Annotated in this window: 17 protein-coding genes; 10 read left to right on the forward strand and 7 right to left on the reverse strand. The window is 53.4% G+C overall.

Going from position 1 to position 23530, the window contains the following annotated elements:
• Positions 1-10: 10 nt before the first annotated feature.
• Positions 11-1573, forward strand: a complete 1563-nt coding sequence (locus B9T62_RS36975) for an ABC transporter substrate-binding protein (RefSeq protein ID WP_245864252.1) — start codon at positions 11-13, stop codon at positions 1571-1573.
• Between the two features lie 284 nt (positions 1574-1857).
• Here the strand turns inward: B9T62_RS36975 and B9T62_RS36980 are convergent, their stop codons facing one another.
• Positions 1858-2226 carry a hypothetical protein gene (locus B9T62_RS36980; protein WP_087919814.1) on the reverse strand — a complete coding sequence of 123 codons (369 nt, stop codon included), beginning with the start codon at positions 2224-2226 and terminating at the stop codon, positions 1858-1860.
• A 248-nt stretch (positions 2227-2474) separates the two neighbouring features.
• Between B9T62_RS36980 and B9T62_RS36985 the strand changes: the two genes are divergently transcribed.
• The 3 genes from B9T62_RS36985 to B9T62_RS36995 all read left to right on the forward strand — a co-directional run bounded on the left by B9T62_RS36985 (position 2475) and on the right by B9T62_RS36995 (position 4210).
• Positions 2475-2918 carry a HEAT repeat domain-containing protein gene (locus B9T62_RS36985; protein ID WP_087919815.1) on the forward strand — a complete coding sequence of 148 codons (444 nt, stop codon included), beginning with the start codon at positions 2475-2477 and terminating at the stop codon, positions 2916-2918.
• A 138-nt stretch (positions 2919-3056) separates the two neighbouring features.
• Entirely contained in the window at positions 3057-3596 is a 540-nt protein-coding gene (locus B9T62_RS36990; RefSeq protein WP_087919816.1) for an STM3941 family protein, read from the forward strand.
• Between the two features lie 29 nt (positions 3597-3625).
• Positions 3626-4210, forward strand: coding sequence for an SMI1/KNR4 family protein (locus B9T62_RS36995; RefSeq protein WP_087919817.1), 585 nt, complete (start codon positions 3626-3628; stop codon positions 4208-4210).
• 478 nt (positions 4211-4688) lie between these two features.
• On the opposite strand, the gene B9T62_RS37000 is transcribed toward B9T62_RS36995, so the two are convergent.
• The 5 genes from B9T62_RS37000 to B9T62_RS37020 form a co-directional block, all read right to left on the reverse strand.
• Positions 4689-6284, reverse strand: a complete 1596-nt coding sequence (locus B9T62_RS37000) for an acetate--CoA ligase (RefSeq protein WP_087919818.1) — start codon at positions 6282-6284, stop codon at positions 4689-4691.
• Between the two features lie 184 nt (positions 6285-6468).
• On the reverse strand, positions 6469-8952 hold the full coding sequence (locus B9T62_RS37005; RefSeq protein ID WP_087919819.1) for an ABC transporter permease: 2484 nt from the start codon (positions 8950-8952) through the stop codon (positions 6469-6471).
• Positions 8949-9626: an ABC transporter ATP-binding protein gene (locus tag B9T62_RS37010; protein ID WP_087919820.1), complete on the reverse strand. Its 678-nt coding sequence runs from the start codon at positions 9624-9626 to the stop codon at positions 8949-8951. The genes B9T62_RS37005 and B9T62_RS37010 overlap by 4 nt, the downstream gene beginning before the upstream one ends.
• Positions 9627-9674: 48 nt before the next feature.
• Complete coding sequence (locus B9T62_RS37015; protein ID WP_087919821.1) at positions 9675-11003, reverse strand: HAMP domain-containing sensor histidine kinase; 1329 nt, start codon at positions 11001-11003, stop codon at positions 9675-9677.
• A complete protein-coding gene (locus tag B9T62_RS37020; RefSeq protein ID WP_087919822.1) occupies positions 10994-11671 on the reverse strand; it encodes a response regulator transcription factor in 678 nt (225 codons plus the stop codon). The genes B9T62_RS37015 and B9T62_RS37020 overlap by 10 nt, the downstream gene beginning before the upstream one ends.
• 186 nt (positions 11672-11857) lie before the next feature.
• Between B9T62_RS37020 and B9T62_RS37025 the strand changes: the two genes are divergently transcribed.
• Positions 11858-12370, forward strand: coding sequence for a GNAT family N-acetyltransferase (locus B9T62_RS37025; RefSeq protein WP_087919823.1), 513 nt, complete (start codon positions 11858-11860; stop codon positions 12368-12370).
• Between the two features lie 49 nt (positions 12371-12419).
• On the opposite strand, the gene B9T62_RS37030 is transcribed toward B9T62_RS37025, so the two are convergent.
• A complete protein-coding gene (locus B9T62_RS37030; protein WP_087919824.1) occupies positions 12420-13349 on the reverse strand; it encodes a DMT family transporter in 930 nt (309 codons plus the stop codon).
• 126 nt (positions 13350-13475) lie between these two features.
• Here B9T62_RS37030 and B9T62_RS37035 point away from each other — a divergent pair, with 126 nt between their 5' ends.
• The 5 genes from B9T62_RS37035 (at position 13476) to B9T62_RS37055 (ending at position 23293) form a co-directional block, all read left to right on the forward strand.
• A complete protein-coding gene (locus tag B9T62_RS37035; RefSeq protein WP_087919825.1) occupies positions 13476-14825 on the forward strand; it encodes an aminotransferase-like domain-containing protein in 1350 nt (449 codons plus the stop codon).
• A gap of 133 nt (positions 14826-14958) precedes the next feature.
• Positions 14959-15675 carry a stalk domain-containing protein gene (locus B9T62_RS37040; protein WP_087919826.1) on the forward strand — a complete coding sequence of 239 codons (717 nt, stop codon included), beginning with the start codon at positions 14959-14961 and terminating at the stop codon, positions 15673-15675.
• Positions 15676-15911: 236 nt separating this feature from the next.
• Entirely contained in the window at positions 15912-16598 is a 687-nt protein-coding gene (locus B9T62_RS37045) for a TetR/AcrR family transcriptional regulator (RefSeq protein WP_245864256.1), read from the forward strand.
• Positions 16579-17778: an Acg family FMN-binding oxidoreductase gene (locus B9T62_RS37050; protein WP_087919828.1), complete on the forward strand. Its 1200-nt coding sequence runs from the start codon at positions 16579-16581 to the stop codon at positions 17776-17778. Before B9T62_RS37045 ends, B9T62_RS37050 begins: the two co-directional genes overlap by 20 nt.
• A 718-nt stretch (positions 17779-18496) precedes the next feature.
• Positions 18497-23293: an endo-beta-N-acetylglucosaminidase gene (locus B9T62_RS37055; RefSeq protein WP_157794161.1), complete on the forward strand. Its 4797-nt coding sequence runs from the start codon at positions 18497-18499 to the stop codon at positions 23291-23293.
• Positions 23294-23530: the final 237 nt, after the last annotated feature.

The following is a 23530-nucleotide window of genomic DNA, read 5'->3' on the forward strand; positions in this document are numbered from 1 at the left end:
AAGGCTTGAAATGTTAAAGAAAAATAGATTGATTATGATGGCTCTCGTTTTAACCTTCGTAATGATTATGAGTGGATGCGGCGGCAAAAATAATGCCAATGCACCTGCTGAGGCTACAAACAATGCATCAGAGTCAGGAAGCACCTCCTCAGATACCGGCGACACCTCCAAAGAAGTGAATCTGAAAATGATTTTTGTTGGGCCTAAACCTGTAGACTATGATACCGTTTTTGCTGAGATTAACAAAAAACTGAAAGAAAAAATCAATGCGACGGTCGAAAGCGAATTCCTGGACTGGTCTGACTGGGCTCAAAAATATCCACTGAAGCTGGCAGCGAATGAAAATTTTGACTTGATCTATTCGGCAAACTGGACCGGCTACAATGATCAGGCGCTGAAAGGCGGATTTTTGGAAATAACTGATGAGATGATTACCAAATATATGCCGCAAACTAAAGCGGCTATGTCGCAAGTGAGCTGGGATCAAGCAAAAGTAAACGGAAAACTGTACATGATTCCACAAAATAGAGGGGAATCCGTCGAAAAGCTGATTCTGTATCGTGAAGATTTGCGTAAGAAACACAATCTTCCTGAGATCAACAGCCCAGAAACGTATGCCACTTATTTGAAAGGCATAGCTCAGAATGAGAAAGGCGTGTCGCCTTTCACTCCGGAAACAGGAGATTGGAAATTTCATAATCTGGACCGCGTATTGCTGAAGCAGCAAACCGAGTGGAATATGTTTGATTTTGACCTTCCGTTTGCTTTTAAATTGACAGATGAAAAAGGGCAAGTATTTAACGTATATGAAACGCAAGAATTCAAAGATCTACTCGTTTATTACAAAGATCTCGCCAATAACAATGCATGGTCAAAAAACGTTCTTAATAGCAAAAACGATCATCAGGCAGACTTTAAAGCAGGCAAATCAGCATCGATTACGCACAACAACGGAACACTTGGATCACTGATGACTTTGATGAAACAGGAGAATTCTCCTTATGAAGTAGCACTGGCGGACATCAACCAAGGCAAGAAGAAATCGGTGGCTATTTCTACACAGAACGGTACGTCGATCCATGCGACTTCCAAGAATGCGGAGCGCTCCTTGATGCTTATCGATCTGATGCAAAACGACAAAGAACTACACGACCTGATGATGTACGGCCTTAGCGGTGTACATTATGAACCGGTTGGCGACGACAAATTTAAAGCAACTGAAAAAAATGTGAACTTTACCGGCTTCTCGAACTGGAACTTCAACTCGCCACTCAACCGCGACAATGAAGCATTCCCGCAAGAAGTTACCGATCTGATTAACGGCTGGGAAGCAAACGGCGAAGTCTACCACTACCCACTTGAAACGTTTGTATTCGACAACAGCAAAGTGAAAACGCAAATTGCTAACGTTGGCAATGTAATGCTCCGCTATGCGATTCCGCTGGAGTACGGCGTAATTGAAGATATCGACAAAGGCATTGTAGATCTGAACAAGCAACTGGATTCGGCTGGAATTGATGCCATTCAAACCGAAATGCAAGCTCAAATCGATGCTTTCTTGGCGAAGAAGTAATTATAGCCATCACTCCCGAAAAGAGAGACATTCTCCTCAATATAAATGAGGAGTTGTCTCTTTTTTGTGCTGGGCGAATATCCCATAGGCCTCCTTCTACAAGCGTGGCACTCCGCAAACAATGGTATAATATAGCAAGTGTGATTTATGATATATTCCGCTGCGGAGGTGTAGAATATTGACGAAATCCATAACTCTGCGGAGTTGGAAGGCATGAGGGTGCGCTGCAGAGCCGCCTTGGAGGATTATGACGGGTTCTCGCGGATTATTCCGAAGTGGTACAGCTAACGCTGCAGCGCATTCACCCATTGATCAGGATGATTGACCGACCAGGCAGCCACTTCTTCCACGTTATCCGCTGTGTAGGTGACCCGGAGCAATCTGGAGCCGGCTCTGCCCAGCTTGCCGAGGTGGGTCCGGGGAGTATCCACCTTAATCATGCTGCTGAGCGGGATGATTATCTTGCGGGCAGGCACATACATCTCGAAGATCAAGGCTTCAGCAGTTAACACCAGGTAGCCGTTGCCGCGGATTTGCGCAGGTCCGCTGGAAGCGAGACCGTAGAAGTTGGAGAGCGCATCCGACAGGATAAGCGGACTGTCTTTCAGTTTTCTTTTGATGGAGAGGAATCTGAGAACGGCTATAAGCAGCATAGCTGCCAGAACAACAAGAATAAGGACTGTGGTAATCGGGATCAGCTCCTTTTAACAGATGGTAATTTATTCAATTATATCGAGCAAGCCAGCGGCAGGTAAATGAAAAATATCATTATTTGTCTCAATACGTTGAAATGAAGCATGACAGTACGGTAATATTGGGTTATCGGTTCTAAGGCCCGTCCTGAAGTGTTGAATGAATTGATCGTGGATGAACATAGATCGAACAGAGAAGGGAATTGTGTATGTTGAACGAAGAAACAGCAGTAAATGAATTGCCGGAGAATTACGAGGAACTGAAGCGGGAGGCCAACCGTTCGGGAGACTGGAGAGCGCGCCTGGCTGCGGTTGAAGCCCTGGGGGAGACCAAACACGCGAAGATCATTGATATCCTTACACGGCTGATGAACAGTGATCCCGTATATACCGTACAAGAGGCGGCTTATCGCAAGCTTGCGGCGTTTGGCGAAGAGGTGAAGGCCCCATCCAAGAACAAGCCGGAGCTGGTCAAGGGTGTATCGAAGATTCTGATCCGTATCAAGAAGAGTCTGCCGAAGGACCATTCCTATGAAGACTTCAAAGAGAAGCTGCAGAAGATGCGCGTGGATATCTACGATGCTTATGAAGGCGAGAAGGGTGCGGACTTCGACACCTGGCTGATGAAGATGTGGAGTGCAGAGAAGAAGTAGAGAACACCAGTCTGTAAGCCTTAACGCTTAAACTGTCTATCTATAGGGCTGTCCGGCAGGTCATGAAGATGGCGGCAGGACAGTTTTTGTTGTACGCTGATGGAAGATAACCAGTTCCTGCAAGGAAGGAGAGATAGGATGAGTGAAGCTGTGTTCAGTGAACCTCTGAAGATATATTTGTCCAAAAGCAAGCTGTGGCTAATGGTTTTGGGTTCGCTCATTTTTGTAGCGCTGGGCGTGTGGCTGATCAAACTGTATGTCCGCGGAGCTGTAACTTTTCTCCATGCCGGACTGGGTGTAATAAGTATCCTTTTTTTCGGAGCGTGCCTGCTCTTTGTTGTGGTGAAGCTGTTCGACCGTGCGCCGGCCGTGATTCTGGATCAGCGGGGGATTACCGATCAGTCATCTTTTGCCGCGGGAGGCTTCATCGGCTGGGATGACATTGAGGATATTCAGCTGTACCAGCTGTCAGGCCAGACCATGATCGGCATCCAACTGAAGGATCCGGCGCTCTATCTTAAGCAGCAGTATGGGTCCAAGGGTCGGCTGATGAGAATCAACCAGGGCATGGTTCAGTCACCGGTGAATATTGCCCAGACTTCGCTGAATCTGCCGCTGGCACTGCTCTATGAGGAGATAATGCTCCGCTGGGAGCTACATCAATCAGTGAAACCATAATAACTATGCAAAATGTAAAGGATGACGATATGCCAACTCAAGAGTTAAAGCCGCAGTTTGAACAATACCTGCAGCTGTCTGCCGGGCTGCGGCCGGAGTATCCGGGCAGTCTGGGGGCAGGGAATTTAGATGCAATCAGGGAGGCTGTTGGTTCTTCGACTGAACTTCCGGCGCTGCTGGAGGCCGTATATAGTCTGGTTTCGGGAACGGGAAGTGAGGAGGAAGAACCCAGTCTGGTCGAATTCATTCCGGGATACCGGCTGATCCATGTCGGTGAATACGCGGAGCAGATACAGGTGTTGGCAGGTATTCTGGAGGACAAAGGTTACAACGGCGGCGGCACCGTGCTCCCGCTCCTGACCAACTATGGCAGTGACTTCATCTGCTACTTCCGTTCTGCGGACGGCGAGGAGCGGGTGTGCGATTTGCTCCATGACTTCGGCGACCTCGCAGTCATGTATGACTCCCCTGCAAAGTTCCTGGAGACCTTGTGTGAATTCTACAAGCAGGAGGTCTATTTCCTTGATGAAGACGGATACCTCGACTGCGATCTGGTCCTTGAAGGGGAAGTGGGCGCGGCATTCAACCCTGCTGCGACTTATTGGGCGGAGTAGGTAACGGGTCAGGCTGAGATAATAGCTGTCGGTCAAAAAGTAGAGGCAGCCCTGGGGGCTGCCTCTTTAGGTTGGAGTAGTTAATTGAACAATGTGGCTTTGTAGATTGATGTAGCTGTGGTGCTCGCTGGAGCCATTCCACGCGAGCTTCTGAGCGGCGGAGCGTCAGGTCCTGCGGACTAACTGTATTTCGTACAGCTATTTCAGGTGGAATCACCGCCAAAATGACTTTAGTTGTATTTCGTACAGTTATTATTGGCCTAAACACTGTTTTGGGCTTAAACGGCAACTTTTAGATGTACGAAATACAGTTATCTCTCTCTGAACGGCCAAATGTGTTGTTTTAATTGTACGAAATACAGTTACAGTAACCTGTGACCCTGTGACCCTGTGACCCTGTGACCCTGTGACTATGTGACCCTGTGACCAGCGATAAGCCGCCCGGCGACTAGAGGTTTCCTACTGTGCGAGCATCCACTTAGGATTCCCGCGCGGCGCGGTTCTCCTGCTCGCGCAGCTCGACTCTGCGGATTTTGCCGGAGGCTGTTTTCGGCAGATCGGCGATGAAATCGATTTTGCGCGGATATTTGTAAGGAGCTGTCCACTCTTTCACATGGTTCTGCAGCTCTTTGGCCAGCTTAGGGGTACCTTCAACCTCATCCTTAAGCACGACAAAAGCCTTGACGATGTGGCCGCGAATTTCATCCGGGCTGGCAACAACGGCACATTCCTTGACCGAAGCATGCTTCATCAGCGCTTCTTCCACTTCAAACGGTCCAATGGTATAGCCGGAGCTGATGATAATATCGTCGCCGCGCCCCTCGAACCAGAAGTAGCCGTCCTCATCCTTGCTTGCACGGTCGCCGGTAACGAAGAAGTCCCCGTGCGAGCAGTTGGCTTTGCGCTCAGGGTCTTTGTAATAAGTATGGAATAGGGCCGGCATGCTCAGGTGCACGGCAATATCACCGACGATTCCCGGAGCCAGCGGCAGGCCTTCATCGTCCACCACCTCAACCAGACCGGGGGCGATCGATTTGCCCATCGAGCCAATGCGGATCGGCATATCCTTGAGCGTTCCGATAATCAGCGTGCTCTCCGTCTGGCCGTAGCCGTCGCGGATCGTCAGGTCGAAGTGGCGCTGGAAGGTGTTGATGACCTCCTGGTTAAGCGGTTCGCCGGCGGATACCGCGCAGCGCAGCCGGGACAGGTCGTAATGCGGCAAGCCTTCTGTTTTGGCCATAAGACGGTATTCGGTAGGCGTGCAGCAGAGGACCTGGATGCCATGATCCTGCAGCAGCTGCAAATAACGTTTCGGATGAAAAGCTCCGTTATACACGAAGCCGGTAGCTCCGTTTCCAAGCACGGTCAGGAAAGGACTCCAGATCCATTTCTGCCAGCCGGGTGCGGCGGTTGCCCAGACGGTATCCGATTCACGGATATCCAGCCACTGGGATGAAACGATCCGCAGGTGGGCATAAGCCCAGCCATGGCTGTGAACCACTGCCTTCGGGTTGCCCGTAGTGCCGGAGGTATAAGCCAGGATGGCGATATCGTCACGGCGTGTCTGCACGGAGGTGAAGTGATCCGGCTGCCTTGCCATCAGCTCCTCCAGATCGAGCCAGCCTTCCGAAACGGGCTGATCTTCGGCAACAGCGATACGGAAATCCAGCGATGGCAGATCATCATCGATTCTCTCCACCTCATGGGCAATCTTGGACCAGGCAATGACCGCCCGCGCCTCCGAGTGGCGCAGCCGGTAAGCCAGGTCTTTGGCACGCAGCATCTCCGAGGAGGGGATAATTGCCAGTCCCAGCTTCAGGCAAGCGATGTAGATGGCGTAGGTAATAATTCTGCGTGGTACCATGACGAGCACCTTATCGCCCTGGCGAAGGCCAAGGGCCGCGAGCCCTCCGGCCAGCCGGTTGGCCTGCTGCAATAAGCCCCCGTAGCTGATCAGCTCGCACTGATCCTTGTCGTCCACAAACTTAAGCGCAGTCTTCTCTGAAGGATGCTGCTCCATTTCCGAGACAAGATTGTAATATTCAGGTGCAATCCATTGCTGATTGTCCATAATGAACCTCTCCTATATTCACAAGTTGATGTTGCTGATTAGCTTAGTATATGTATTCAAGCCTAAAAGAAAAGGGCTTGAATACACCTTCTAGTATAGCATGTTATCCTAGTACCAGATACTAAGACGTGCCCTCCGATTGGAGAATCTTCTGTGACTATATTAGCAGAAGTTCAGTTAGGTGCAATCAATCCACGCGCCCAATACTCTCGACAATGTTCATTTTCTTCATAGAGGCTACCGGAGGCCAGGCCGCGAGCAGGCAGAGCAGAAGAGCAAACAGCGACGCCATGAATAGGGGTCCGATCGGTGGCTGCCAGCTCTCAACTTGGTCATTGCTGGACATCACCAGTGCGGAGCAGATCATGCCAAGCGGCAGTCCGAATAGAAGGGCGCGCAGGCCATACTGCAGACTTTCGAGAATCACCATTCCATTCAGCTGTGCACTGCTCATGCCAATGGCGCGCAGGGTGCCAAGCTCTGACCGGCGGGCATGCAGGCTGGTTACTGTAGTATTGATAATATTAAGCGAGCCAATTAGTGATACCAGCAGAATCATCCCATAGCCCAGGCCTTTGATGGCGTTCAGGCTTTTCTCCAGATCAGCCTTGGTGTCTTCGAAGGTGGATAAGGTGCAGCCTGCTGTGTTGCTGGCGATCTGTTCCAGCATCTGATGAATCTTTTGGTCCTGCTCAGACGTTATGGATGGGTTCAGAAAAATATCCGCATAGTTCACCGCTGCGGCCGGCAGGAGCTTCCTCAGCTGATCCTCATGCATCAGCAGGGTGTAGCCCAACTGAGTGGCATAGCGGTGAATCGCTATATTGTCGACCGTACCGGCAATTTGGAAGGAATGCTCCAGAAAGGGCAAAGACTCTCCGATAGCCGGCGGTGCCCACTGCGGCGAGAACCTGTAGTTGACTTCCTTATCCCACACCAGTGCCAGCGGCTGCTCCCGCATCTGCTGCAGTGTAGGGGCAGAGCTGCCCACTTCGTCCAACATCAACTGCAGGGTGGCATCATCATAACCAATGGCCTCGAAGGTATGTTCGACCGAATAGGCTTGTGATGCCTCATCCGTCTGCAGCTCTGCTGCCTTGTGCGCATCGATATCATAAGGCTGTGCTGCCTCCATGGCCGTTCTCACGCGCTCCACTCCGGGCATGGCGCGTACAGCCGCCAGGTCCTGATCTGTCAGGCCTTCAAGGGTAGTAAGCGAATAGGCACTGTCCATAGAGTCGGCAAGGATCTCCGTCATGTTAAAGGACTGTAGGAAAGATTGCAGGGTAACGTAGGTGATCACCATCATCGTCAGAGAAATCACCGTAACCGCTGTACGTCCGCGGTTGCGTGAGAGGTTCAGTCTGGCGGTCTGCCAGAGGATGTGCCGCGCAGGTCTGCGTCTTCTGCTGGGTCTGGTACGTGTAACCCCGCTGCCGACCAGCCCGGTAATGGCTGTGACAGGCGGCACTCTGGAGGCCATACGCGCCGGAAGCCAGGCTGACAGCAGCGTAGCGGCAAGTCCCAATCCTGCCGCACCCGCGAGCTGCCGCCAAGGGATTCGCACACTCCCGCGTACGACTTCCACGGCTTCATCAAGAGAGGATACGCCAAGTACCTCGGGATTAATAAGGCTGCCGACACTGCTGACCACTCCACGGGAGGACAGGATGCCAAGCAGCAGTCCGAGTGGAATGCCAAAGGCACAGAGCAGGAGCGCTTCCAGCACAACCAGCTTGCGAATCTGAGCAGGGGTGGCTCCGATCGCACGCAGGGTGCCGAATTGGCGGGTGCGCTGAACGACGGATACCTGAAATATATTATAAATGACCAGGCACGCCGCCAACAGGATCAAGCCGCCGACAATGATGCCGCTAAAGCCCAAGCCTCCAATCCCTGAAGCTTCGGATTCCCGCCCTTCATATCCGAGAGCCGACAGCAGCCGGCTGTTCTCATCGACCTGCCACTCGGCCAGATGCAGCTTGGCAGCAAGGTCCTCTTCTGCCTGCACGGGGTCAACACCGGAGGTAAACCTTACAAAAGCACCGACCCTACTAGGCAGCTCCGGGAAGCTGCCCGGACCCACGCAACCGACGCCATAGCGTCCCCCCACTGTGGCAGGGTGATTCTTCGCTACCCCGGTTAAGGTGAACAGTTTCTCTTCGATCCCTGCTGGAGTGAAGCTGCCGTCCTCCTGCATCAAGTTGATGGCAACAGGCAGAGTAATCTGGGTGTCTTCAGTGAAGGATACACCCAAATAGCCTAGGCTCTGCTCATCCAGCATAATCTCATTCGCAGCGGTGGGATAACGCCCCTGGAGCAGTTGGAAGCCCAGCAGCTCTATCGCATCGATATTCTGTTCCTCCAGGTTAATCGGGAAATTCTCGTCAGGGATATCTGTGCTGCCGACAACCTTGCTGAACCCCATTCGCTGTATCCGGCCATCTGCCCGCAGCGTCTCCAGCTGCTCTGGTGTCAAGCCCTTGAAGTGGACATGCTGCTGTCCCAACAGGGTTTCAGCCTGTATGATCTGGGACTGCTTCAAGGCATCCGAGAGGATGGCGAGTACACTGACCAAGGCCACAGACAGGGCTATGGCAATCACGGTTAGCACGGTCAGCAGCCGCTGGCGTTTCAAGAACCGCAGGCTTACTCCACGGTAATGTCTCATTGCGCGTCCTCCTCCAGCAGCCTTCCGTCCACCACGGAGATCCGCCGTCCGGCCTGGCAGGCGATCTGCGGATCATGGGTGATCATCACCAGCGTGTTGCCCAACTCGGCCACCGACTGCTTGAGCAAGGCCAGCACCTCATTCCCGGTAACGGTATCGAGGTTGCCGGTCGGCTCGTCCGCGAATACGATGCGCGGGCGGTTGATCAGCGCCCTGGCAATCGCCACCCGCTGCTGCTGTCCGCCGGAGAGCTGGCCCGGCAGGTGGCTGAGCCGTTCGGCAATGCCCAGCATCTGCGTCAGCTGGTCCAGCCAACCCGGGTCTACCTTGCGCCCGTCGAGCAGCAGCGGCATCAGGATATTCTCCGCTGCGGTCAGCACAGGCACCAGGTTGAAGGATTGGAACACGAACCCGAACGTGCGGCGGCGGAACACCGCCAGCTCCTTCTCCGGCAGCTTGTACAGATCCTTGCCTTCGGCCAGCACCCGTCCGCTGCTGGGAGCATCCAGTCCGCCCAGCAGATGCAGCAGGGTTGATTTGCCGCTGCCGCTAGGACCGGTGAACACAACAAATTGCCCTGCTTCAATCTCAATATTGACCTCATGCAGGGCTGTGACCTTGGCTTCACCGGCGCCATAGGTCCGGGTTAATTGTTCGCAAGCTAATACTGACATTAGAAATCCTCCTTGAAATGAATTCAAGGAGGATTGTATCAACGATTTCTATAGTTTCTGTATACTCGCAACATTTGCTATACCGTCCGCTGCGCAAGGCAGGCGCAGCACAGCCTCGGCTCCGGCGACCCGGCCATCTGCCAGCCGGTTGGCGAGCCCCAGGCTGCCGCCGTGGCGGACGGCCAGACTGCGGGCGATGCTGAGACCAAGCCCCAGCCCCGCGCCGCTGCGCGAATCATCGCCGCGGTAGAAGGGCTCGAACGCGCGCTGCAGCGCCGCCGCGTCCAGACCCGGCCCGTCATCGCTGAGCGTGATGACGAGCTCCGCCTGCTCCCGCCGCAGGGTAATCCGAACCTGTGAGGCGGCATAATGCAGCGCATTAGCCGTCAGGTTCGTCAGGATGCGGCTGACCAGCGCGGCATCCCAGTGCACGGTGGTCTCCGCGGGAGGCTCCACCGTGAGCTGCTTGCCGGCCAGTCCGGCCAGCAGCGACGCCTCGGACCGCAGCCGGTCCGCGTAGGCACTCAGGCTGAGCGGAGACACGCTCAGCTTCCACTGCTCCAGGCTGCGCAGCTCGCGCAGCCCGTCCAGATAGCGCTCGATGCGGATAATGTTATCCTGCATCAGCAGGGCATGCTGCTTGACCTTGGCTGGTTCAAGCGTATCGCGGTCCGCCTGCAGCTCCAGCATGCCGGCGAAGCCCTTGAGCACGGTCAGCGGCGTGCGCAGATCGTGGGCGAAGGCCTGAACCAGCTGCGCCTGGGCGGCCTGGGCATCCCACAGCTCATGGAATGTATCATTCAGCTGGCCGCGCATCTGCTCGAAGCCTTGACACAGCTGGCCAAGCTCATCGCGGCTGTGGTACTCGACCTTGAAATCCAGATCCTGTTGGCGGATGTGGGCCATACCTTCACTGAGCAGACTCAGCGGCTTGTGCAGCTTCCAGCGGTAGAACATCCAGATTATGACCAGCACGGACAGCAGACTTAAGGCAAACATCGGAATGTGGGCATAGCGGTTGACCAAGCGGTATTTCCAGCTGTTTCCGTTCACTTGCCGCTTATGCAGCTCGAACATACCTGTGACGGGACTGCCGTCCCAGGTGATGAAGGCCACATCCTCATCCTGCACAACTTCCCCGGGCTGGGCCGGAACAACGGGGAAATAGCGGTCATTATAAGCCTCCAGCAGCTTCTCGGACTGAATCATAATCTGTACCGGGAGCAGTACAGAGAGAATGATCAGCAGCAGCAGCCATATTTTTAGTGAAATTGTGCGTCCTCTGAGGAGTGTGCGCAGTCCCTTGAAGCGTGTCCTCCCTGTAGCCCGGGTCGCAGGTGAGGAGGAGGTTGATCTCTCTGTACCGCTCAGCGCCATCGGTAACCCACCCCCCAGACGGTCTCGACATGCGATTCCTCTTCAATCTGGGCCAGCTTGCCCCGCAGCCGTTTCACATGTTCCGTTACCGCCTGCGGGTCGCCCGCGGCATCGTAGCCCCAGACCCGCTCATAGATCCGCTCCCGTGAGAAGACCTGGCCTGCATGCAGCGACAGCAGCTCCAGCACCTCATATTCCTTGCGGGCGAGCGGCAGCTCTGCCGTCCCGCAGCCGACCAGCCGGGCGGCGTAATCGATCCACATCTTGCCGCAATATACCCGGCTGCTGTGGCTGGTCTTCCGGCGTTCCCGGCGCAGATGGGCCGAGATGCGTGCTGCCAGCTCTGAGATATTGAATGGCTTCAGGATATAATCATCCCCGCCCAGTGACAGGCCCAGCACATGATCGGCCTCCTCGACCCTGGCCGTCAGAAAAAGAATCGGGCAGCCTACCCGATCCCGGATCTCCCGGCACACGGAGAAGCCATCCATACCCGGCATCATCACATCGAGCAGAATCAGATCCGGACCCGGCTTCCGGTCAGCCAGCAGCAGTGCCGCCCGGCCGTCTCCGGCTGTCCACACCTCGTAGCCCTCCTCCAGGAGAAATTCCTGCAGCATAGTCACAATATCCTGTTCATCATCTACGATAAGTATCGTTTCCTTCATTATATGCCTCCCGCTAATCCCCAGGATCATCTGATCATTTCCTCTTAAGGCTATCAGAGACTTCTATACAAAGGATAAACGGCGGCCCGATCTTCCGCTATAACAAATAGCCGTAGACCGGAATTCATCTGTTAGAATAAGAACAGACTAGAAGTGGAATAAACCGCTAGAAAGAGGGCAGTCCCGATGAACCGTACAACCTTTGAACAAATATTCGCTATTATGCAGCGATCTTTTCCAGACAATGAATACAGAACCTTTGAAGGCCAGCTGGCCTTATTGAATAACCCGCATTACCGGCTGATCACAGATACGGACCAGTCTGGTACAATCATTGCTTTCCTGGCCTGCTGGGAGTTTCCGAAGTTCCGGTTTGTGGAGCATCTTGCCGTGGACCCGGATATCCGGGGCGGCGGCATCGGCAAGCAGCTGATGCTTACCTATATGAAGCAATCGGACAAGCCTGTGCTGCTGGAGGTAGAGCCGCCGCTGCAGGAAATGGCGCAACGCCGGGTGGGTTTCTATGAGCGGCTGGGCTTCCATCTGAATCCGTATCCTTATGTGCAGCCTCCGCTGCGCGAGGGACAGGCCGAGCTGCCGCTGTGCATCATGACCAGCCCGCAGCCTGTAGAGGAGCAGGAGTTTCTCCGCTTCCGCGAGGTGCTGTACCGGGAGGTCTATCGGACGGTATCAGCTTAGTTAGCTTTCTTGTCACTACTTAGATCCAATTAAATGGCCTGCCACTGGATCATCCGATCCGCTGCCCCCTGACGCTCTGCCGCCGCCGTAGATTGGTGCCCACCACCCCAAGGATAATCAGCACGGAGCCAATGACATGATAGATGGTAACTTCTTCCCCAAGCACCAGTGCTCCGGCGGCGATGGAGACGATGGTGGAGAGGTTGGTGAATACGCTCATGGCTGAGGCTTCGATTTTGGACAAAATATAGTTGGAGGTCAAGGTAGTAACCAGCGAAGCGGCTATGCCCAGATAGAGGCAGGAGTAGATAAACGTCCGGCTGGCCAGCGGCTTGAAGAAATCTCCCAACGTGCCTTGTACCACATGACCTGAAAGAGAGATCAGCAGAAAGGTGACGAAGCCGACAGTCATCATCAGATAGCCGATTTCGGCAGGGGTGAATGCTTTGGAGAGGGAACGGGCCAGCACGCTATATCCGGCAAAAGCAACAGTGGTCAGGAACAGCAGCAGAATACCGCTCAGATTCGACAGCTGCAGGCCGCCGCCTTTCATGATGAAGATAAACACGACACCAAAAACCGACAGGAAAATACATAACTTCTGTGCAAGGGTGGTACGTTCCTTCAGAAACACAGAAGCGATGATCATCGTTACAACGGGCGTGAACGAATACAGAATCCCGCCTTCGGCGGAAGTGGCCAGCCGGAGTCCGAACACCTGCAGAGTAAAGAATCCCAGCGGGTACATCGTGGCCAGCAGCAGCGCCCGGCCGATCGGTTTGCCGCGATAATCAACCTTGATCCAGCCGCAGACAACCGGCACCGTCATGATGACAAAAGAGGCGATGAAGCGGTAGGTTAGTGTATCCAGGGGACTGGCCTCGGCCAGCGCCATTTTGGTAAATAGAAATGAAAATCCGATAATCACCGCATTCATTACGGCAAAAGCGTAAGCGAGCTTAAGTCCTGTGGATCGCATATATTCATCTTCCTCTCTGGGTTGTTGATTCAAATGTAATGTAATTCAGCAAGAGCAACAATCACTGTTTGACCCAACTGTACCGATACAGTTTAGATTGAGGAATGACCTGTCAGGAGGTTTCTTATGAAAAAGTACGTGCTGATTCTAGCCGATCTGGAGCAGCATATCCGCGAAGGACGGTATGCACCGGGTCAAAAACTGCCGTCCGTCCGCAGCACCGCTTCAGTCTATGGCTGCAGTATTAGCACGGTTCTGCGCGCTTATGATGAGCTGGAGCAGAAGCATTTAATCTATTCCATTCCGCAGAGCGGCTATTACACCGTTGTGCAGCCTGGAGATAAGCAGGGAGAGGGAGGGGATGCCCCAGGCACCGTTGATCTCACCTCCGCATCGCCGGATCTGAATGTGTTCCCTTATTTGGACTTTCAGCACTGCCTGAACCAGGCGATCGATACCTACAAATATCATCTGTTCACCTACGGCGATACGCAGGGGCTGGAGCGTCTGCGGCGGACGCTGGTTCCCCACTTAGCGGGTGATCAGGTGTTCGCCAAAGCGGAGCGAATAATGATTACGTCGGGTGTTCAGCAGGCGCTGGAGATTCTGGCCAGAATGCCGTTCCCGAACGGCAGGAAGATCATCTTGGTGGAGCAGCCGGGTTACGATATTTATCAGCGTTATCTGGAGACGGAAGGCGCGGAGGTTAGGGGGATCAGCCGCTCGGCGGAGGGGATTGATCTAGTGGAGCTGGAGCGCAACTTCCGCAGCGGGGAGATCAAGCTGTTCTATACGATGCCGCGCTGCCAGAATCCGCTCGGAACCTCATACTCTGTGCAGGAACGGAAGGCGATTGCTGCCTTGGCCGGCAAATATGATGTCTACATCGCCGAAGATGATTACATGGCTGACCTGGGGTTTGATCCAGGCAGTGATCCCATTTATGCCTACGACCGTTCTGCCCATACGATTTATCTCAAAAGCTTCTCCAAAATCATTTTCCCTGGCCTGCGCCTGGGCGCTGCCGTAGTTCCTGAAGCCCTGCTGGATACCTTCCGCGCCTACAAAAAATATACAGACACCTCGCTGCTGTCCCAGGCGGCACTGGAAATCTATATCCAGAGTGGGATGTATGAGCGCCATAAATATACGATCAGCAGGCTGTACACCGAGCGGATGGCTTTGCTGAACCAGGCGCTGGAGCACTTCAATACGGAGCAGTTGATCGAAGCGCCGAAGGTTGCGAGGGGAGTATATACCCATTGGAAGCTGCCCTTGTCAGTTAATATGGACCGTCTGGTCAAACGGCTGGCGGCGCGGAATATCCTTGTGCTGTCAGGTAAGGGCTTCTATCTGAGCGGCTATGAAGGAGCGGAGAAGTTCCTGCGCATCAGCATCTCACGGGCGCACCCGGAGCAGATTGAAGCTGCTGTCCAGGCGATTGCCCAGGAAGTGAAGCTGGCGAACCGTTGGTAGACAACGCGCTGAATGAGGGCGGCAGCAATGGAGACACTTCTTTACAATGCGGATACAAGTTGGAAACAAGTTCTTGGTTTAATAAGACTACAGCAAGTCACACACAACACATACAACCAAGGAGACGATAATAATGAAAAGTAAAAAAATGATCATAGCCACAATGGTATTCGGGATGGCTGTAACCGGCTCGGCAGGAGTGTACGCAGGTACGAATATGCAGAAGATCAGTGCCTTCCTTAATCACAGCATCGGGTTCAAGGTAAACGGATCGGCTTACAAGCCGGTTGATAATAAGGGCAATGCCATGGCGGCCATTACCTATAAAGACACCACCTATCTTCCGGTGCGCGCAATGGCTGACGCCTTGAAGATTCCGGTGACCTTTGATCCGGCAACCAATCAGGTAGTGCTTGGCACGGGAGCAGGCACGACAGCTCCGGGCAATGGCTCCTCGATATCACTGGCTGCGGTAACTTACACCCATGCACAAAAAGAAGCGATTACCAAGGCTTTTGCCGAATTTGATGGCTTCGAAACGGCCTATGCCCCATATCAGATGATCAGCGGAGATGTTTTTCAGAAGGTGGCTGGATCGGGTGATGGCGTAACCTTCCTGTTCAATCACATGAGAGTCAACATCTCGCCCCGGGATTATGCCTACGACTACAAGGGAGATATGGTTAAGCTGTCCAATGGCACAGAGGCGAAATGGTACACACCATCCGACGAAGCGCTGCTGACCTTTAAGCTGGACGACCGTTATGTAACCTTGAGTTCTCCTGACCACACCCTCAGCAAAGCACAGCTGGAAAAGGCTGCTGCCCAGGTGGCAAAGCTCAATAAATAAACGTTTGTGCCGTATGACCACAATTTAATGTGATGAAGCTTTAATCGTATGAATTAGCCCGGCAGGGGGATGGAGCTGCCGGGCTTTTGCGCGTCTGGGCAGCAAACTTGGCGAGAGGTATGCTTTTTGGCATTGACAGTAATTCACATCGGGAGCACAATGCATTTAGGTAAACTCAGAGTTTACTTACTTGTATGGATCAAACTCTGAGCAGCAAATAACGTGAGGTGATGGGTATGGCGCGCGTGATGCAACGTGAGCAGGAGAAAGCGATCCGCAGAAGCCGGATTATTGAGGCGGCAGAAGGAGTTTTTTTCGGCACAAGCTATATTGGCGCTACGATGGAGGATATCGCCAAGGCTGCGTCCATCAGCAAAAGGACTCTGTATATCTATTTCAACAGTAAGGAGCAGCTCTATTTCGAGATTATGATCCGTGGCTACAGACAGCTGCTCTCCATGCTGGAGGAGGACCTGCAGCAGATGGGGCCCGGAAGCGGCGCAATGGATAAGCTGGCGGGACTGGGACGGCTGCTGTATGAGTTCAGCCGCTGCTCACCCGAATATTACAGGGCGATTATGGAGTACGAAACGGCTGAAATGGATTTTAATCAAGGCATTGAGGATGCTGCACGTGAGGAATGTTATGCTCTCGGCGAGCAGCTGAACAGGCATTTAACCGAGACCTTGCTTCAGGGAATCCAGGAGGGCGTACTGCGAAACGATCTGGATGTGGTGCAGACAGCGCTTGTACTCTGGGCTTCCCTTATCGGGGTGCTGAACACAGTGCGCCTGAAAGAGAATTACATTACTCATATCCATGGAGTCGCGGCGGATGAACTGGTGTCTTCTGCTATTGAGCTGATGATGCAATCGATCCGTGTGCAGGAGAGGAGGATTCTTGATGAAGAGGAAGGGGCGTAGGAGAGCAGTGTTTATCGCTTTAGCAGGCATATTGACGCTGTTGCTGACAGCAGTTGCGGTATTGCTGGTGGTCAGCGGTGTGTTTGCCAAGCCGCATTATTTGCAGCCCTGGGAGCAGGGCTATGCGCAGCGATTTACCGACCCCAGGGTGGAGTTAGCCGCACATGGTTTGCTGGCTGCCAGCGGGCATAACATGCAGCCTTGGGTCATCAGGCTGGATGAGCAGAACCCGATGTCTTTTGAATTATTCGCGGACAGTCAGCGGTTAACGCCGGGAGCCGATCCCTACGCCCGACAGCTGATGATTTCTCAAGGTACTTTTCTGGAGTATGTCAGCATTGCCGGTGAGCAGCTGGGTTATGGCGCTGAGGTGGAGCTGTTTCCTGAAGGTGAATATGAGGAGAAGAATCTTGCGGATAGTCTGGACATGAAGCCCGTAGCCCGGATTACCCTGACGAAACAGGCACCTGTCGCTAGTAGGCTGTATCCGTATCTGTTCCGGCCGGACACCAACAGAGGCGCTTACCGGGAGGAGCCTTTGACCGGTGAACAGCTGCGGCAGCTGCAGAACCTGAATGAGAGCAAGGATATGACCGTATCCGTGACCCAGGATGGGCCGGATCTGGAGCGGATCAAGGAATATACCAGCAAGGCTGCAGTAGTTGAAGCGGGAGTAGAGCGGGTGATGCAGGAGACGGAAACAATCTTCCGGTCCAATGAAGCCCAGAAGAACAAATACCGGTACGGCTTCTCCGTTGAAGGGCAGGGAACCGCCGGAATCAAGCGCCACTTGCTGCAGGGTCTGGTTACGCTGTTCCCTTCCTTGAACCGTGGAGAGGCGGCGGCGAAGCAATACATCACCTCAGCCGAAGCCTCGATAGGCAACTCTCCGGCTTTTGCGATGATCGTCACGGCCGACAATAGCCGCGTGAGTCAGGTGCGAAGCGGGATGCTCTACAGCCGTCTGACGCTGGAGGCGCACCGCCTCGGCCTTGCGCTCCAGCCGCTAAGCCAGGCGCTGGAGGAATATGATGAGATGAAACAGGTGTACAGCAGCATCCATCACAGCTATGCAGCTTCAGGCGGGACCATCCAGATGCTGGCCCGTGTAGGTGCTCCCCTGAAGGAAGCGCCTTTAAGCATGAGGCGTAATGTAATGGAGCTCGTGCCCGCAGAGTGACCGTTTGGCAGAGGGGCCGCAACAGCCGGGGAATGGCTGCTGCGGCATCTTTTTTTTAAAGTGAATGAGATGATCCTTTATCCTTCTATTTAGAATATTGCTCTGGAACGTTCAGAGTAAATTAGATGCAGAACTGCAACTAATTTCAGTCGAATCGTGAGAAATCAGGTGATTAAGTGCGATAATGCAACTAATTCTGAGTAAATCGAGATTATTATGTTCAAAAGCCGAAATTAGATGCATTTCTGCACTTATTTCCTCCAAAACGGAGAAAAAACACCATTTAGATGCATATTCGCAACTAAATCATAGATGCGAACTTGTGATAATAGCACCTGAGCACACTTCTCTTTTATCTCACCAACCAGAGACCTAAATAGTTTCTACCTGAGTCTTCGATGACTCTTCATATTGTAGGCTTAAGTAGTGTCTGCAGATTATCTTTAGTTTATCATTGATATCTTTAATTTTGCTGCTATTTGAAAGCGGATTTATGGAGTAGATTAGTATAAACCCAAAAAGACGGGAGGAGGCGGGTAACCACAATTTGAATGCGCTTGCATTAATTGGTGATCGTTGCTTTAGATGATGTTGCATTAGATGATGTTGCTTTAGATGATGTTGCTTTAGATGACATTGCTGAAGATGCTGCTGCCGCCGGAAGACTATGAGCTCTGCCTAAGGACACCACCAAATGAGTATAAGATGAGGAGAATGGATGATGCGTAATCTAACCCCCAGCAAGTCACTCCCCAAACTGACATCGGCTGTGCTAGTGTTTGCTTTACTTGTTTCAGGTCTGCCCGCGACGGTTGAGGCCGGGGACACCTGGCCTTTTCAGGGAGACAGCGCCCATGGTGTTAACCAACCAAGTGTACATGGCTACACCAGCAACCATATTGCGGAGTGGAGCCCTGAACGCGACCCGGATGCACAGCTTCTGAGGTCACGGGTGCCTTTGCAGCAGCGGATCACCCCTTTTGCCGCCACGCAGGCTAATCCTGCCCTCAATCCGGAGGTGCAGATGATTACGGTGGCCGGTGACTACGGGAATGCTTTTATTGACAATGCCCCGTATACGAACAAATTTGCCCAATACCATTTCAACTTCTGGCAATACATCGATTATTATTCGTATTGGCATGGAACGGCGACCGCGTACACTCCCCCGGAATATTATGATGAACTGGCACAGAAGGATTGGCAGCAGAAATGGTTCGAATTCGGCATGCTCAACATCCCCAACCCAACCTACACCGATGCTGCGCATAAGAATGGCGTGAAGTCTCTGGCCGGCATTTTCTTCTCCAATAATGACCGTGGGCAGCAGACCTACAAGCAGATGATCGTAAAGAATGAGAATGGAGAATTTCCAGTAGCCTTGAAGCTGATTGAAATGGCGCGTTATTTTGGCTATGATGGCTATTTCGTCAATCAGGAGGAGGTAGGGCCTAACGTAGCCGTAGCCGATATCCCGGACTATATCGAATTTATGAAGACGCTGCAAAAGGGCGGCCTGTATGTGCAATGGTATGATTCTCTGGATACCTCCACCGGTGCGAACACGTTCGCAAGAACGTTTAATGATCGGAACAGTTCATTTCTGGTTGATCAGCAGACCAAGGAGCAGGTCTCCAATTCCTACTTCTTCGATTATGGTGCGGGCGATACACAGATCAGCAATGCAGAGACGTACCTGAACCAGCTGAATGCGAATCTGGGCACCGACTATAGCCTGTATGAAACCGGGTTTGCCGGGCTTGAGGCAGGACGCGACAGATTCAAGAAAGTGAACGGTACCGCGCTTAACAATAAATTGAGCAACGGCTTGCCGCGGCTGAGCCTGGCTACACTCGGGGCGGACTTCGTGCATGCCGGACTGGACGAGGACATGAATCTTCCCTGGCCCAGTACGCGCAGAACAGACAATGACTACCAATGGATGACGAATCTGCGTGAGCAGCTATGGTGGTCCGGCCCCCAGGTCGATCCCAAGAATACGGCCGTATCAGCGAATAATACTGTATCTGATGTGTACGCCGACAACCGTTATTGGCCGGGGATTGCTTCTGTCATTACAGAACGTTCGGTGATCAAGGACACCCATTTCTATACGGATTTCAATACCGGCCACGGACTGTCCTATTATGTGAACGGCATGGAATCGAATCCTGCGGAATGGTCCAATCTGAGTCTGCAGGATGTTCCTGTGACCTGGCAGTGGTGGCAGGATACCAACGGCAGCAAGCTTACGGTGGATTATGATTATGGAACTGAATACAATCTTGCCGCAACGGACCGTTATGATTATCAGCAGCTGGGCGGATATAACGGAGGTAGCTCACTGGTTGTGAACGGGACACTGGATGCAGAGAACTTCCTGCGGCTGTATAAGACAGATCTGGATATCAATGCAGCTTCGAAGCTCTCGGTCACTTACAACAAGCCCTCTGCCGATGACTCGTCTGTAATGTATGCCGGATTGATTCTGGCGGACAACCCGGACGAGGTGGTCAAGCTGGCGGTAACAGGTAGCGGCAAGCAGAGCGATGGCTGGTCGGTGCAGGAACTGGACCTCAGTGCCTATGCCGGTCAATCCATCGCTGCCATGGGCCTCGTGTTCATTCCTGGCCAGGGAACGGTTGAGGATTATCAGATGAACATCGGACAGCTCCGTGTGTTTGACGGTTCAGCCGTCAGACCTTCGGCTCCAACGGGTCTCGCCATCACAGAGGCCTACACAGACACCAATGAAATGAATATCCGTTGGGATATGGAGACCGATTACTCCACAGTAAAACAATACAATGTGTATGTGAACGATGTGTATGTAGGCGGAAAATACGATGAAGCCTTCTACATTAAACAATTGCCGGCGAAATCCGGTGTCCTGAAGGTAGCTCCAGTAGGGGCGGACGGAAGGGAAGGCGATGCGGCAACGCTGGCTTTTGATCTGAACGCTGCAGTATCGGAGCTTACAGTAGATTCGAAGCAGGATGGGCAATTCATAGTGTCTTGGAACAACGCTGTGAAGGCAACAGGCGACCTTACTGTTCGTGTGGAATCACTGAACTGGACTACTGCTCCCGGCCCGGTATCCAGGCAGATGGTTGTTCCGGCGGGTGCGGGTTCGGCAGCTTTTGCGGGCATGCCAGTCAATGGAGATGACTATGTGGTTACGGTCTCCGGTGAGAACTCCAATGCGGTTGCTGTGAGCGGCGCCTTTATTGACACGATCTCCGAGCCGTATGCAGAGGAATGGCGGCTGAACGGGGACAGGCTTGACCTGCCTATGCCGAATACGCGCGACTGGCGATATATGTATGTCTACGAGGATGGCGCAGCGAAGTCCTTCGCCACAACCTACAGCTCAGGCAGCAAGCCGATGATTATTCGCGGACGCACTACCAAAGCCAGCCTAAGTTTCACCACCAAGGCCAATGCGGTGCAGGTTGTGATGGAGGATTATTCGGGCAACCGTTCGGAGCCGGTCTATGTGAAAGGCCTGCATACCATCTCCTTTGATACCGCCGGAGGCGAACCGGCAGTAACCGTAACGGAGGCTGCTTACGGCAGCTTGCTGACAGAACCTGCCGGAGTGGCTAGAGAGGGCTACTTGCTGGAGGGCTGGTATAACGGAGAAGCGTTATGGAATTATGCCGAAGACAAGGTGTCCGGCGATATGACACTTGCCGCCCGGTGGAAGCTGAATCCGGAAGAACCGGGGGCCGGCGTGCCAGAATTCGTGAAGGATCTGGACCTAAGCCGGGAGGTGACTGCCGGTGATGAGGTAGTATTGTCCGTGCAGACCAGCGGCAATGTGGACGCCTACCAGTGGGAGATGAAGCCGCTCGCCGCGGAGGAATGGATTGCAGTTCCGAGTGTGACTTCAGCGGTGTATGCTTTTACCGCTATTGAAGCTGCGGATGGTGCAAGGTTCCGCGTGATTCTTGCCGGTAAGGAAGGAGCAGAGCCTGTAACCAAGACCAGCCGTGAACTGGAGCTGACCGTTAAACCGGTCGTTCCTGTCCCTGAAATTTCTTCTGTTACCGCGTCCGGCAATCCTGCCGGGGTCGGTGAAGCGGTTAAGTTCACCTCGGTTATCAAGGCAACTTACGGGGAATTGAGCTATCAATGGTATAAAGGTGAAGCCCTGCTTACAGGTGCTGTGCAGCCGGACTACACCATTGGCAGCGTAACGGCAGAAGATGCCGGAACCTACTGGCTGGCTGTTAAGAATACAGTCACCCTTAATGGCAGAGCCTACACAGCGGCTGCGAAGAGTGATCCGCTTGTATTTACTGTGAAGCAGGTACCGACTCCTGTACCAACACCGGCACCAACACCGGCACCAACACCGGCTCCCGCTCCGGGTACGGAGTTCTTTCCGGTGGTTCCACCGGTTACGTCTGCTCCTGCCGCAAGTCCTGGCATGACGAAGCTGGTTGTTCAGCCGGAGCAGCTACGGGCAGAACCACAGAACGGCGGAGTTACAATCATGCTGGCTGAAGGAATGACAGAGGTTGAGCTTCCTTCGAATGCTGCGGAGCTGCTGGGAGGCAAGACTCTCTTCCTCCAGTCTGCACAGATTACGCTCGGCATCCCACCACAATTGCTGCAGCAGCTGAAGGCAGGGCTGAGTGAAGCCCAACTGCCGGGCAGCAAGATACAGGTGAAGCTGGCGGCACAGCAGCTTCAGGGAGCGGAGCTGCAGGCACCCGCAGGGGTTGATCTGCAAGGCGAGCTGTTTGACTTCAGCCTTGCCATGGTTACCGGCGAGGGCAGCCTTCTGCCGCTGACCGGTTATGCAGCGCCGGTTGCCGTGAAGTGGCCGGCAAGCAAGGCCTATGCTGAAGACCTGCTCGGCCTCTATACCATCGGAGAGAATGGGATTCTGGCCTATCAGGGCGGAAGTGCTGTGAACGGCTGGCTGGAAGGGCAACTTGACGGAAACGGAAGGTTCGCCGTGCTGGAATACAGCAGAAGCTTCGGCGATGTTCCAGCCAGCCATTGGGCGGCTGATACAATCCGCATCCTCTCGGCCAAACATCTGGTACAGGGGATCACTGCTGCCCAATTTCAACCGGCCCGGAGCATCACGAGAGCCGAATTCGTCAAGCTGATGGCTGATGTGCTGAAGCTGGCGGACACCGCGGAGCTGTCCTTCGGCGATGTGCCTTCAGGGGCATGGTATGCCCAGGAGCTCTCAACTCTGGTGAAGGCCGGAATCATCGGCGGCCGAAGCGCAGAACGGTTCGAACCAAATGCGGCAATCAGCCGCCAGGAGATTGTTGCCATCCTGATGCGGGCCTATACGCTGCAGAATGGGAGTCTGCAGACCACAGCCCAGGCTGTCTACACTGACCAGGGCGAGATCGCGCCATGGGCGGTGGACAGCATACATGCCGCGTCGGCGCTCGGCTTCATTCACGGGCATGCGGATGGCAGCTTCGTTCCTGGCGGTCCAGCGTCCCGCGCCGAGGCAGCTCAATTTATTTTGAATTACATCCGCTGACTTCTGATTGATATCCGGTAACAGGTTCCTTGGACTCAGCACCCTGCCCATGAAGCATACAGCTTCATGGGCGTTACTGCTTAAGACCCCGCAGGATAGGAGCGTCTAAGACTAAGCGCTTGATCGCCTCACCAGTCCGTTTCACCGATTTAAGTGCGATTACGCACCTAATTGATCAGTTTTTTTCGTTTTAGAGCAAATAAGTGCGAATACGCATCTAATTTCGGGTTTGGAGCG

Source organism: Paenibacillus donghaensis, from assembly GCF_002192415.1.
Taxonomy (GTDB): Bacteria; Bacillota; Bacilli; order Paenibacillales; family Paenibacillaceae; genus Paenibacillus_AQ; species Paenibacillus_AQ donghaensis.

Excerpts from the sequence above, each read along its gene's own strand:
- B9T62_RS36975 (WP_245864252.1), top strand. The coding sequence starts at position 11 with ATGTTAAAGAAAAATAGATTGATTATGATGGCTCTCGTTTTAACCTTC.
- B9T62_RS36980 (WP_087919814.1), bottom strand. The coding sequence starts at position 2,226 with ATGCTGCTTATAGCCGTTCTCAGATTCCTCTCCATCAAAAGAAAACTG.
- B9T62_RS36985 (WP_087919815.1), top strand. The coding sequence starts at position 2,475 with ATGTTGAACGAAGAAACAGCAGTAAATGAATTGCCGGAGAATTACGAG.
- B9T62_RS36990 (WP_087919816.1), top strand. The coding sequence starts at position 3,057 with ATGAGTGAAGCTGTGTTCAGTGAACCTCTGAAGATATATTTGTCCAAA.
- B9T62_RS36995 (WP_087919817.1), top strand. The coding sequence starts at position 3,626 with ATGCCAACTCAAGAGTTAAAGCCGCAGTTTGAACAATACCTGCAGCTG.
- B9T62_RS37005 (WP_087919819.1), bottom strand. The coding sequence starts at position 8,952 with ATGAGACATTACCGTGGAGTAAGCCTGCGGTTCTTGAAACGCCAGCGG.
- B9T62_RS37010 (WP_087919820.1), bottom strand. The coding sequence starts at position 9,626 with ATGTCAGTATTAGCTTGCGAACAATTAACCCGGACCTATGGCGCCGGT.
- B9T62_RS37015 (WP_087919821.1), bottom strand. The coding sequence starts at position 11,003 with ATGGCGCTGAGCGGTACAGAGAGATCAACCTCCTCCTCACCTGCGACC.
- B9T62_RS37020 (WP_087919822.1), bottom strand. The coding sequence starts at position 11,671 with ATGAAGGAAACGATACTTATCGTAGATGATGAACAGGATATTGTGACT.
- B9T62_RS37025 (WP_087919823.1), top strand. The coding sequence starts at position 11,858 with ATGAACCGTACAACCTTTGAACAAATATTCGCTATTATGCAGCGATCT.
- B9T62_RS37030 (WP_087919824.1), bottom strand. The coding sequence starts at position 13,349 with ATGCGATCCACAGGACTTAAGCTCGCTTACGCTTTTGCCGTAATGAAT.
- B9T62_RS37035 (WP_087919825.1), top strand. The coding sequence starts at position 13,476 with ATGAAAAAGTACGTGCTGATTCTAGCCGATCTGGAGCAGCATATCCGC.
- B9T62_RS37040 (WP_087919826.1), top strand. The coding sequence starts at position 14,959 with ATGAAAAGTAAAAAAATGATCATAGCCACAATGGTATTCGGGATGGCT.
- B9T62_RS37045 (WP_245864256.1), top strand. The coding sequence starts at position 15,912 with ATGGCGCGCGTGATGCAACGTGAGCAGGAGAAAGCGATCCGCAGAAGC.
- B9T62_RS37050 (WP_087919828.1), top strand. The coding sequence starts at position 16,579 with ATGAAGAGGAAGGGGCGTAGGAGAGCAGTGTTTATCGCTTTAGCAGGC.
- B9T62_RS37055 (WP_157794161.1), top strand. The coding sequence starts at position 18,497 with ATGATGCGTAATCTAACCCCCAGCAAGTCACTCCCCAAACTGACATCG.